This is a genomic window from Nocardia sp. NPDC024068 (genome assembly GCF_040638875.1).
Taxonomy (GTDB): Bacteria; Actinomycetota; Actinomycetes; order Mycobacteriales; family Mycobacteriaceae; genus Nocardia.
In genome coordinates, this window is record NZ_JBEZYU010000027.1 from 1 (window position 1) to 12,237 (window position 12,237).

The window sequence follows — 12,237 nt, forward strand, 5'->3', positions numbered from 1 at the left end:
CTCCCCTCGATGGGATTTCGTCGGTATTCGACAACGGCTTTGGCGGCCTCTTACCCGAGGAACCCGCATTGCAATGCTCGGCGGCCTTGTTGGCGTCGAGACTCGTGGCTTCGCCACATGCGCTTCGAGGTCCGACAGCCGACGCGGGCCGAAACCTTTCTGGGCCTCGCTGGACTCGGCACCGATATCGGACGGTCGGGTTGAAGTTGCGGCGCGGTGGGGTGGTGGGGGGTGGTGGGTACAGATGCGGCGCGGTGGGGTGGGGTGGTGGGTACCGGTGCGGCGCGGGGGTGGTCGGAGGTGGGGGCGAGGCCGAGGGGGATGAGCTGGTCGGCCGTGTGTGGTGGGCCGCGGAATATCGAAGGGGCGATTGCGGGTCAAGAGCCCGCGGCGACTACCGGTTGGCGGAGGATGGTGCGGAGTTTGCCGGGGGCGACCTTGCGGGCATCACTGAGGTAGATCTCGTGGTGGCGGCCGGTCATACGCAGTCCGTTGTCGGGGATGAACTTCCGGTGCAGCCGTTCCAGTACGGCGGTCTCGTCGTCGTAGGAGCCGATATGCAGGGTCTGCGCGCAGCGGCCCTCGGACAGGGGCTCCAAGCGGACATCGTGCAGGCGCGCGGGGGCGCCTTTGTCGGCAATCCGGGTCACCGCCCGGTTGAACAGTTCGTCGCCGATCCAGTCCGGGACCATGATCATCAGGGTCCAGTCCCACCGGGACTTGTCGCGGGCGGCGGTGAAGGAGTCCATATCGTCGGCCCACCACAGGCCCTCCAGCGGCATGACCACGTAGTCGCGGCCGAGTTCGCGTTTACTGGCGAATTTGAGCCGGTAGGCCAGCGGGTACAGCGCCTCGGTCGCGTGCGCGAACGCCGGATCGGTATTGGGGTCGCCGTGCCCGTCGATCATGAGGTACCGCAGATCGGGCACCTCCACGACCTCGAACCGGCCCCGGGGCGCCCGGTAGGCCGCGATCTCCTTCTTGAAGTCGACCTTGCCGGGCGCGGGGTCCGCCGTCACGCTCCGCAGGCGGCGAGGACCAGTTCGCGGACCCGGGCCGCGTCGGCCTGGCCGCGGGTGGCCTTCATGACGTCGCCGACGATCTTGCCGGCGGCCTGCACCTTGCCGGACCGGATCTTGTCGGCGATATCGGGGTTGGCAGCCAGTGCCTTGTCGACCTCGGACTGCAGCGCGCTGTCGTCGCTGACCATGCCCAGACCCTTGCTCTCCACGACGGCGGCCGGATCGCCCTCCCCGTCGAGCACCAGGTCCACGACCTGTTTGGCGACCTTGTTGTTCACCGTCTTGGCCTCGACCAGGCCGATCACCTCGGCGACCTGGCCCGGAGTGATCGGCAGTTCCTCGAGGGTGACGCCGCGTTCGTTGGCCTTCTCGGTCAGGTAGGCGACCCACCAGGAGCGCGCCTCCTTGGCGGGCGCCCCGGCATCGACGGTGGCGATGATGAGATCCAGCGCGCCCGCGTTCACCAGATCGCGCATGACCTCGTCGGAGACACCCCACTCCGACTGGATGCGCGCGCGGCGCAGCCACGGGTATTCCGGAATGGTGCCGCGCAGGCTGTCCACCCAGCCGGTATCGGGCGCGACCGGCTCGAGATCGGGTTCCGGGAAGTAGCGGTAGTCCTCGGCGGTCTCCTTGCGGCGACCCGGGGACGTGGAACCCTCGGCCTCGAGGAAATGCCGTGTCTCCTGGATGATTTCGCCGCCGGTCGCGAGAATCGCCGCCTGCCGGCGCATCTCGAACCGGACCGCGACCTCGACGCTCTTGAGGGAGTTGACGTTCTTGGTCTCGGTGCGGGTGCCGAACACCTCGGCACCGACCGGCATCAACGAGACGTTGGCATCGCAGCGCAGCGAACCGTGCTCCATCCGGACATCGGAGACCTCGAGGGATTTCAGCAGATCACGCAGGGCGGTGACATAGGCGCGCGCCACCTCGGGCGCCCGGTCCCCGGCCCCGGTGATGGGTTTGGTGACGATCTCGATGAGCGGCACCCCGGCCCGGTTGTAGTCGAGCAGGGAGTGGCTGGCACCGTGGATACGTCCGGTGCTGCCGCCGACGTGCAGGGACTTACCGGTGTCCTCCTCCATATGCGCGCGCTCGATCTGCACCCGGAACGTGGTGCCGTCGTCGAGGGGTACGTCGAGATAGCCCTCGGTCGCGATCGGCTCGTCGTACTGGCTGATCTGATAGTTCTTCGGCTGATCCGGGTAGAAGTAGTTCTTGCGCGCGAACCGGCCCCACGGCGTGATGGAACAGTTGAGCGCCAGCCCGATCCGCACCGCCGACTCCACGGCCTTCTGATTCACCACCGGCAGCGACCCGGGCAGACCAAGGCAGACCGGGCAGACCTGGGTGTTGGGCTCGGCACCGAAGGCCGTGGGGCAACCGCAGAACATCTTGGTCGCGGTGTTCAGCTCGACATGGACCTCCATGCCCAGCACCGGCTCGTACCGGGTCACGACGTCGGCGTAATCCATGAGTTCGACGGTGGGTGCGCTCATGGCCCACAGTCTAAGCGCGCGCGTACCGCCGGGCGGTGGGCGGTCAGCCCGCCGGAACCCGCTCGCCCAGCCAGCCGGTGACGGTATCGAGGACCAGCGGGTCGACGGTGGTCTCGATGGATTCGTATTCGGTGGGCAGGCCGGTGTAGGCGGGCTGCATCAGATGGTTGAGACCCTCGAAGACGGAGACGGTGGTATCCGGGTTCGCGGCCAGCGACCGCCGCATCGGCGCCTCGTTCTGCGCGGGGGTGACCTGGACGTCCCGGGAACCGAAGAACGCCAACACCGGTACCCGCAGCGCGGTGAGGGCGGGCGTCGGGTCGTGGGCGGCCAGCGCCGCCATATACGGGGTGTTCTCGCTGTTCAGCGGTTCGGCGACGGCACGCAGGTCCGGCGGCAGCGTCCGGTTGTAGGTCTCCGACAGCCGGGCCGCGCGGGTGAGCGCACCGGCGCGCAGCGCCGCGGTCCAGTCGAGGAGGAACGCCCGGTGCGCGTCCACCTGGTCCGGGGTGGCGCCCGCCTCGGTGAACGCGCGACGGCCCTGTTCGAGAACGATATCGGTACCGGGTACGGCCGGCGCGGCCATGAGGATCACGAACGCGACCCCGGCCTCGGGGCGGGCCGCCACCACGGGCGCCAGATATCCGCCCTCGCTGTGCCCGAGCAGCCCGATCCGGTCCGGGTCGATATCGGGACGACCGCGCAGGTAGTCCATACCGGCCACGACGTCAGCGGTCAGGTCGGCGTAATCGGATTGGTTCAGGTTGCCGCCCGTCGCGCCGACACCGCGATCGTCGGTGCGCAGTACCGCGTACCCGGCCCGGGTGAGGGTGTCGGCGAGCACCAGGAACGGCCGGTGTCCGGCGATCTCCTCGTCGCGGTCCTGCGGGCCGCTGCCGGAGATGAGGACCACCGCGGGAAAGGGCCCGTCCCCGGCGGGGTGAGTGAGTGTACCCGCCACCGTGATCGGACCGCTCGGATACGAAACATCTTCGGATACATAGGGATACGGTGGCCCCGGCTGCTGCGGCCGGACCGGCGGCGGCACCGGTTCGCGGTTCAGGGTGAGCCCGAAAGTTCTTCCGGCCTGGCTGAAATCACCCACGATGGCGCCGGCGGATTCGTCGAGCCTGCCGTCGAAGCGGGCGTCGCCCGGCACATCGGGAACATCGAATCGCACCTCCCCCGGCTCGGCCACCACATCGCGCAGCGGATGACGGCCGGTGCGCTGCGCGGGGATATCGATCACGCCACTGCGGGACCCGGTGAAATCGACCGCGACCACGACCGGCGCTCCGGGCACCGCCACGGCGCCGTGCCACTGTCCGCTCACCCGCTCATCCACGTCGCCGCCGGCGCAGGCCGCCACCACGATGACGCCGACCAGCAGCGGGACGAAGACCGACACGACCGCAACCAGAAACGCTCCCCTGCGATGGCGCATGGTGCGACTGTATCCCCGGGCCGGGCCGTGACCGCGGCGCAGCGCCGTGGCTCAGCCGAAGAAGGCCTCGGCCTCCTCGTAGCGGTCCACCGGAACCCGCTTCAGCTGTTTGGTGGCCTCGTGCAACGGCACCAGCCCGATCTCGGTGCCGCGCAGCGCCACCATCTGACCGAAATGCCCGGCGTGTACCGCCTCGGCGGCATGCAGGCCGAAGCGGGTCGCGAGGACCCGGTCGTAGGGGGACGGGCTGCCGCCGCGCTGGACGTGACCGAGCACGGTGGTGCGCACCTCTTTGCCGATCCGGCGCTCGATCTCCATGCCCAACTGCTGGGCGACGCCGGTGAACCGCTCGTGGCCGAATTCGTCGACACCGCCTTCCCGGAGCGCGAATCCGGAATCCGGCGCGGGATGGGCCCCTTCGGCGACCACGCAGATGAAGTGTTTGTCACCGCGCTGGAAGCGGCGTTTGATCAGCGCGCAGACCTCGGTGACATCGAACGGCTGTTCCGGCACCAGCGTGAGATGCGCGCCGGCGGCCATCCCGGCGTGGATCGCGATCCAGCCGGCGTGCCGGCCCATGACCTCGATGAGCATGACCCGCTGATGGGATTCCGCCGTGGTGTGCAGCCGGTCGATGGCCTCGGTCGCGATGGACAGGGCGGTGTCGTGGCCGAAGGTCACATCGGTGCAGTCGATATCGTTGTCGATGGTTTTCGGCACCCCGACCACCGGCACGCCCTCTTCGGACAGCCAGCTGGCGGCGGTCAGCGTCCCTTCGCCGCCGATCGGGATGAGCGCTTCGATCCCGTTGTCGTCGAGCGTCTGCCGGATACGCCCCAGCCCGGCCCGCAGGACGTCGGGGTTGGTGCGAGCGGTACCGAGCATCGTGCCGCCCTTGGCGAGCAGCCGGTCGGTGCGGTCATCGTTGTGGATCCTGATCTTGCGATCCTCGAGTAGACCGCGCCAGCCGTCCTCGAAGCCCACGATCGCGTCGCCGTAACGGCCGTTCGCGGTGCGAACGACCGCGCGGATCACCGCGTTCAGTCCCGGGCAGTCCCCACCTCCGGTCAGGATTCCGATGCGCATGGCGCCCATCTTGCCCGTTGCGGGCGCTTCGCGCCGCTTCGGGCCCGTGAATGTCCGGTAACGCCGGGAAACCCCGTGGCCGGGCCGCCGTCAGGCCGGGCAGGAGCCGCCGGTGAACTCACCCAGATGCTGCTGGATCAACTCCGACATCTCGTCGAGCAGCGTCATACCGTCGGCGAAGGTGCCCGAATCCGGTTGCGCGGCAAGGGCGATCGCCAGGGAGCCGCCGCCGGCCGGAACCAGCCCGAATTGGCGCACCAGATAGCCGCCATCGGTGTCCGGGCCCCAGCCGCCCTTGAATTCCGCCGTGCCGAACACCGAACCCAGACCCCACTGCTGGTTGGCCGTCACCGACCCCATCAGTTCCACGGCCCGCTCCGAACCGGGCAGGCAGGGCAGCCGGGAACCGAATCGCACCTGATCGGCCAGCGACCACTCCGACTGGCCGAACGACGAATACTCCGAGCGGCTGCGTTTCTCCTGGACGACCGTCGTATCGTCGCCGCCGTCGCGCAGTACCTCCTGCACCGCCTGCGCGGCCTCGCGCGGGGTGCCCAGCGTCGACCACAGGGCGTCGGCCGAGGAGTTGTCCGAGGCGGTGATGGCCGCCGAGGTCGCGTAGTTCTGCCCGCCGGGGCTCTTACGTTCCGCGGCCACGACCAGCGGCACCTTCATCGTCGACCAGGCCGGGCCGGTGGTCCACTGCCCCAACCCGACCAGGTTCTCACCGCCGACCGGCATGATCGCCAGCCCCAGCTCGCCCTCCGTGGACTTCTCCAGTTCGACGAAATCGGCGGCCAGAGTGCCGGGAATGGTGACCAGCACCTCGGGCGCCTCGGCCGCCGCCTGGGTTACCGAGGTCGAGACCGTGCGGCGCGATTCGGGTTCGGAACCGCAGCCGGCGAGCAGGGCGGTGGCGGTGAGGCAGCAGCCGAGGGCGAGCAGGCGCCGGACCAATGGGAGTTCCCGTTTCTTCTCGGTCGACACGTCGCTCCGCATGGCTGTTGTGCTCTCCCACAGTCCCGATGATTCGTACCCGGTCGGAAAACCGTACTCCATCGGCCCCCGGCTTCGCCCGGATCGGGTCGCGAAAGTAGGCCACCGCGACCGGATCCGGACTCGAGTACCGCTCAATACAGGTAGATGATCGCGTTGTTGCCACCACGGCAGGTGACCAGCGCGTCCTCCGCCACACATTCCAGTGTGTAGGACTGCCCGGTCACGGGACTGGTGGCTTCCACCGGAACCGTCTCACCCTCGGCGGAGACCACCGCGGGATCCAGATACGCCTGGCGCACCGCTTCAGCGAATTCGCAGCTGGTCACCGAGGTGCCGGTGGCCGCCGAGCCGAAGCGGGAGCCGCCACCGGAGGAACCCGAGCAGGGTTGCGCCCCGGCGGGCAGATCGGCGGGCGCGGTGGTGCTGGTCGCCGGAGCCGAGGTGGTGGTGCGGCCACCGGTGGTGGTCGTACCGCCCGCGGCACTGCTGCGGGGAGCGGCGGAGGTGGCGGCGGCCCCGGTGCTGTCCGCGGCGCTCGGCGACTCCTGGTCGCCGGAGCCGAGGAACCGGATACCGAGGACCGCGACGATCACCACCAGCGCGAACACGATGACACCGGTCAGGATCGGTACGACCGGCGAACGCCGGGACTCGCCGGAGGGCTCCGGCCGCCGGGCGGAGTTCGCGGCGCGGCTGTCCCGGTAGCCGGCTTCGTAGGCCGCCGCGTAGGGGTCGGGCGCCGGGCCGGGGTCGTCGCCGCGATAACCGAACAGGCCGGCGGGGCCGGGGTCCGCCGGGGCGGGTCGAGCCGCGTCGTAGTCGCGGTCGCTGCGGTAGCCGTACCGGTCGCCGGGACCGGAATCGGGCGGCGAGGCGTCATAACCGGAGTCGTCACCGCGGTAGCCGTACCGATCGCCGGGACCGGCCGGTGTGGGCGGAGCGGCGTCATAACCGAGGTCGTCGCCGTGGTAGCCGTACCCGTCGGTGGGGCCGGAACCGGCCGGTTCGCCGTAACCGGACCCGGCCCGCGGATCTCGATAGGGTTCGGCGGCCTGGTAGGCGCGAGTGGTGTCATCCGCCCGGTAGGCGTGAGTGGCGTCGTCGGCCTGGTAGGCGTGAGTGGCGTCGTCGGCCTGGTAGGCGTGAGTGGCGTCGTCCGCCCGGTAGGCGTGAGTGGCGTCGTCCGCCCGGTAGGCGTGGTCGATGTCGGCGCTGTAGGGGTCGGTGGCCCGGGGTGCGCCCGCGGAGGGGAGCATCGTGGTTTCTTCGGCCGCGGGCGGGTGGTGCCCGGCCTCTCCGTAGATGCGGGTCGCCTGGTCGGGCGGGTAGAAATCGGCGACCGGCATACCACCGGTCGCGGGTGCCTGATCGGCGTGCAGTGCCGGATCGGCGGCGGGATGCAGCTGTTCGTGCTGGAACAGATGGGCGTCGGGAAACGGACGGATACCCGGGGCCTGCTCGGCCTCGGCGGGCGGTTCGTCCTGGGTGAGCGGGGTGAACTCGGAATCGGCGGGCCGGAACGAGGTGGGGTCGCCGGGGATGATCGCGGGCAACGTGGTGGTCGGGTCCGGTGCGCCCTCGTCGTCGCGGCGCGGCATCCGCACCACCAGGGTCGGGATACCGCCGGTGGGCGGTCCCGACGGGGGCACCGGGACCTCCGGGGTTGCGGCGAGTTCGCCGGTATGGCCGCCGGTGCCGTACTGCGGCGGTCGCGCCGGGGAATTCAACGCGGACCGGGCGGCGGCCGCGAGTTCACCTGCGGTGGCGAAACGCTCGTACGGATCCTTGGCCATACCGCATGCGATCACATCGTCGAGTCCCGCCGGCAACCCGGTTCGCTGGACGCTTGCCCGCGGCGGCGGTGCGGCCTGATGTGAGCGGATCAGCGCGCCCGTACTCGTGGCCGGGAAGGGGGGCGCGCCGGTGAGGCATTCGTGCAGCACGCAGGTCAGCGAGTAGATATCGGCGCGGGGCGTGATGGCGCCGTGGTCGAAACGTTCCGGCGCCATATAGATGTGGGAGCCGAGCGACGGACTGGCCTGGGTGACCGCGGTGTCGCCTTCGTGGTGGGCGATACCGAAATCGGCGAGATAGGCGAAATCGTCGGGCGTGACCAGGATATTCGCGGGTTTCACGTCCCGGTGCACCAGACCGGTCCCATGGGCGGCGTCCAGTGCGGCGGCGATCTGCTCGAGCACCCCCACCGCGCGCTGCGGGCTCAGCGGGCCCTCCGACCGCAGGATCGCACGCAGATCGGTACCGGCGACCATCCTCATATCGATGAACAGCCGGCCCTGGATCACCCCCCAGTCGTGGATGGGGATGATGTGCGGTTCGGCCAGCCGGGCCGCGGCCTGCGATTCCCGGCGGAAGCGGATCTGGTACTCGGGGTCACCGGCGAGTTCGTCGGCGAGCAGTTTCAGGGCGACCACCCTGTCCTTGACGGTGTCGTAGGCCTCGTAGACCTCGCCCATACCGCCCTTACCCAGCAGTGAGCGCAGCTCATAGGGACCGAACCGTCCACCGACCTCGGAGCCAGGCGCCTGCACCCGTCCATCCTCTCCATTCGCGGGCGCCGTCTGCCTGCCCCGGGCACCTGTCGCGCCCGGGCTGCCCGTCAAACCTTGGATTGTCCCGGGGAAACCACACCGTGGTCAAACGCGTAGACGATCGCCGCGGCCCGGTCTCGCAGGCCGAGCTTCCCGAAGATATGGCCCACATGGGATTTCACGGTGACCTCCGAAATTCCCAGCGCGTGGGCTATCTCACTGTTGGCGCGGCCGCGGCCGATCAACGCCAGTACTTCGTGCTCCCGGCCGGTCAGCTCGCCCGCGGTGACCGACGGGGATACGGCCGGGGCGGTGGTGCGGTAGGTGGTGAGCACGCGTCCGGTGACAGCGGGGTCGAGCCAGGACCCGCCCGCGGCGACGGTACGGACGGCGCGGATCAGATCCTCGGCCGGGGAGTCCTTGAGCAGGAAACCGGCCGCACCGGCCCGTAGCGCGCCGGACAGCAGCTGATCGTCGTCGAAGGTGGTGAGTACGAGAACCGGCGGTTCGGCCCCCCGGGCGCGCAGCATCCGGGTGGCCTCGATCCCGCCGACCCGCTTCATCCGCAGATCCATGAGCACCACATCGGGAGTCTGCGCCGCGACGGCCGCGAGGGCCTCGTCACCGTCGGAGCATTCACTGATGTGGAAGCCGTCGCGGCGCCGCAGTATCCGCCGCAGCCCGCCGCGGACGAGTTCCTGATCGTCGACGATCAGCACCTCGAGCGGTTCCTGCTCGGTATCACTCACCCTGGTCATCGTCCCTCCCGTACCCATCGACCGGCGACCGGCCGGTAGACCGTCCGCCTCGCCCACTCGCCGCGCCGACGGCGGCCCGGCGGTCGGTGCCCGGGTTCGCTCCCAGTGGGCGCGCTCCCCCGGTGCGCCGCGACCGCTGGAACGTCACGACGCGGGCCGCGGCGCAGGACCGTACACCGGGCTGGATTCGGCGACCGGCCGCGGCCCACCCAGGAGGTTCGACAGCACACAGCCCCCGCCGGCCGGAGCTCCGGCCGCGTCGTCGTCGCCGCCCTCGGCCTGCGCATCCAGCGGGAACTCGGCACGCACCCGCCACCCGTCCGAATCCGGCCCGACGACGATACGACCGCCGAGGCCCTCGGCGCGGTGACGCATTCCGGCCACCCCGGCGCCGTTCCCGAGCTGCCGGCCGGGACCGCCGGCCGGGGAGTCCGGTCCGCCGGGTACCGGATTGCGCACGTGCACCACCACCGACCGCCTGCCCACCTCCACGGCGAGGTCGACGGCCGAACCCGGGGCGTGCTTGGCGCTGTTGGCCAGCGATTCCTGGCAGATCCGATAGAGCGCCAGACCCACCGCCGGCGATACCGCGCACAGATCTCCGGTGAGCCGCCGCCGCACCGCGAGCCCGGCATTGGCGAAGTCGTCGACGAGGGCCGGGATGTCCTCGGCACCGGGTTCGGCCCCGGCGGCCGCGGGCCCCGAATCCAGCAGACCCACCGTGCGCCGGATATCGGCCATGGCCTGCCGGCCCAGCCGTTCGGCGTCGGCCAGGGCGTCGACCGCCTCGTCGACGTCACGGTCACTGGTGAGCGCGTGCCGGGCCGCGGTCACGTGCAGCAGGGTGACGGTGAGCGAATGCGCGATGACGTCGTGCACCTCGCGGGCGATCCGGTTGCGTTCGGTGGTCGCGGCCTGGGCGGCGCGGGCGTTCTGATTCTCACGTTCCTGGTAGAGGAAGAGCCGCTGATACTGCAGCATCACCCCGACCAGCCAGCCGAGCAGGATGCCGAGCGCGTACATGGGGACACCCACGCGCAGCGATTCGTCACTCCACAGCGCCTCGCCCAGCACCGCGAAGACCACCAGCTCGGCCGCGGCCAGCAGGGCCATCGGCGCACTCACCGTTTTCGGGGCGATCGCCGCGATCTCCGCGATCGCCACCATCAGCACGAACGGTGCGAAATCGGCGTCGACCGGCTGCACGAAGAACAGCGCCGCGGCGACCATCGTGGCCGCGCACAGCGCCAGCGGCCGGGGCACGATCCCGAAGAACACATAACCGGGCACCGAGACGAACAGCAGGACCAGCGCGATCAGTGGGAGCACGGTCGGGAAATACTCGTGACGTTGCAGGCAGGCCACCACCCCGACGACCAGGATGGCCAGATCGGCGAACAGCACGACCTTCGGCGGGTAATCGAACGGCAGATCGCGCAGCGGGTACAGGCCTACCCGCACACCGCGGCGGGCGGCACGGTCCCGGACCGCGCGCAGAAGGTGCCCGATCCGGCCGGCGGACCGTATGCCCGCGGGCCGTAGGCCCGTGGAGGGCGTGTCCGTCTCCGCCGCCGTGGTGCGCTCGCCCGCGGCGGTACGGAGTGTGAGGTGGCTCTCGGGCACATGTCCAGGGTAATCACCGGCACACCCGCGGGGCATCCTCCCGCGGCGGGTTCCGCGCTCCGCCCACGGTAGGAGATCGATTCACGTCCACGGCACGACGATTTACCGGACCCGGATTCGTAGCGTGGAACACGAGATCGCCGCACCGGACCGGTGGGCGACGGAGGTCCCGGCAGAAAGGACCAGAGCCATGTCCTGGGAAGATCAGCATCTACGCACCGAGATCCTGCACACCGTCCTGGACCGGGCCGCCGCCGACCCCGGCCGCGAGGACCTCTTCGACGCCATCCCGCAGCTCGAACGGCTGTTCGGCGATCCGCAGGGAGTACTTGCGGCGCTGCGGTATCGGTGGAAGATTCATCTCGACGCCAAGCTGGAGGCCGGGGCGGCCCACGGCCGGACGCTGCGGGAGGCCTACCTCGAGCTGGCGTCGGAACAGCCTGTGCTGCGCGCGGTTCTCGACGCGCGCACGGCGTCGCCCGTTCCGGTCGGGTGAGGCACCCGCGCGGGCCCGGACGGACAACCGTGGAAGACGGGGTGGCGATGACGCAGCCGGCCATGCTGGAACTGACCGAGGTCGTGAAGGAGTATCGCGTCGGCGAGGAGCCGGTCCGCGCGCTCGACGGCATCGACCTGCGCCTGGAAGCCGGGGAGTTCACCTCGGTGATCGGCCCGTCCGGCTCGGGTAAGAGCACCCTGCTGCATATGCTCGGCGCCCTGGACCGTCCCGATTCGGGATCGATCCGCTTCCGGGGCACCGAGATCGGCGATCTGAGCGAGGAGCGGCAGTCGGAGTTCCGGCGGCACCGGGTGGGTTTCGTCTTCCAGTTCTTCAACCTGCTGCCCACCCTGTCGGCCTGGGAGAACGTCGCGGTGCCGAAACTGCTGGACGGCACCGGTCTGCGGAAGGCCAAACCGCGGGCGCTGGAACTGCTCGACCGGGTCGGGCTCGGCGCCCGCGCGGACCACCGGCCCGCCGAACTGTCCGGCGGGCAGATGCAGCGGGTCGCGGTGGCCCGCGCGCTGATCATGGATCCGCCGCTCATCCTCGCCGACGAACCCACCGGGAACCTGGATTCCAAAACCGGTGCCGCGATTCTGGAACTGCTGGCAGCGGTGGCGGATTCGGGTAATTCGGTGGTGATGGTGACCCACGACCGGGGCGCGGTGGACTACTGCGACCGGGTGGTCACCCTCGGTGACGGCCGGATCGGCGCGGACGAACGAACCCCGGCCGGCGCCGTCGGGGCGTGA

9 protein-coding genes and 1 pseudogene are annotated in these 12,237 nt (G+C 70.2%); 2 read left to right on the forward strand and 8 right to left on the reverse strand.

From position 1 onward, the window contains the following. Positions 1-377: 377 nt before the first annotated feature. The 8 genes and pseudogenes from AB0F41_RS20130 to AB0F41_RS20165 form a co-directional block, all read right to left on the reverse strand. Positions 378-1,019: a GyrI-like domain-containing protein gene (locus AB0F41_RS20130; protein ID WP_357425916.1), complete on the reverse strand. Its 642-nt coding sequence runs from the start codon at positions 1,017-1,019 to the stop codon at positions 378-380. Next, complete coding sequence (gene gatB, locus AB0F41_RS20135; protein ID WP_357425918.1) at positions 1,016-2,524, reverse strand: Asp-tRNA(Asn)/Glu-tRNA(Gln) amidotransferase subunit GatB; 1,509 nt, start codon at positions 2,522-2,524, stop codon at positions 1,016-1,018. The genes AB0F41_RS20130 and gatB overlap by 4 nt, the downstream gene beginning before the upstream one ends. 43 nt (positions 2,525-2,567) lie before the next feature. After that, the gene (locus tag AB0F41_RS20140; RefSeq protein WP_357425920.1) at positions 2,568-3,968 is read right to left on the reverse strand and encodes an alpha/beta fold hydrolase; all 1,401 of its coding nucleotides are present in this window, start codon (positions 3,966-3,968) and stop codon (positions 2,568-2,570) included. Positions 3,969-4,019: 51 nt separating this feature from the next. Continuing rightward, entirely contained in the window at positions 4,020-5,054 is a 1,035-nt protein-coding gene (locus AB0F41_RS20145) for an ATP-dependent 6-phosphofructokinase (protein ID WP_357425922.1), read from the reverse strand. A 90-nt stretch (positions 5,055-5,144) separates the two neighbouring features. After that, positions 5,145-6,041 (reverse strand): hypothetical protein, encoded by an 897-nt coding sequence (locus AB0F41_RS20150; RefSeq protein ID WP_357425924.1) that lies wholly within the window; start codon positions 6,039-6,041, stop codon positions 5,145-5,147. Between the two features lie 1,733 nt (positions 6,042-7,774). Then, positions 7,775-8,602: pseudogene (locus tag AB0F41_RS20155) on the reverse strand (serine/threonine-protein kinase); the annotation flags it as partial. 68 nt (positions 8,603-8,670) lie between these two features. Beyond that, a complete protein-coding gene (locus AB0F41_RS20160; protein ID WP_357425926.1) occupies positions 8,671-9,360 on the reverse strand; it encodes a response regulator transcription factor in 690 nt (229 codons plus the stop codon). A 144-nt stretch (positions 9,361-9,504) separates the two neighbouring features. After that, the gene (locus AB0F41_RS20165) at positions 9,505-10,983 is read right to left on the reverse strand and encodes a histidine kinase (RefSeq protein WP_357425928.1); all 1,479 of its coding nucleotides are present in this window, start codon (positions 10,981-10,983) and stop codon (positions 9,505-9,507) included. 190 nt (positions 10,984-11,173) lie between these two features. Between AB0F41_RS20165 and AB0F41_RS20170 the strand changes: the two genes are divergently transcribed. After that, positions 11,174-11,479: a hypothetical protein gene (locus tag AB0F41_RS20170; RefSeq protein ID WP_357425930.1), complete on the forward strand. Its 306-nt coding sequence runs from the start codon at positions 11,174-11,176 to the stop codon at positions 11,477-11,479. A 47-nt stretch (positions 11,480-11,526) separates the two neighbouring features. Further along, a complete protein-coding gene (locus tag AB0F41_RS20175) occupies positions 11,527-12,237 on the forward strand; it encodes an ABC transporter ATP-binding protein (RefSeq protein WP_357426036.1) in 711 nt (236 codons plus the stop codon).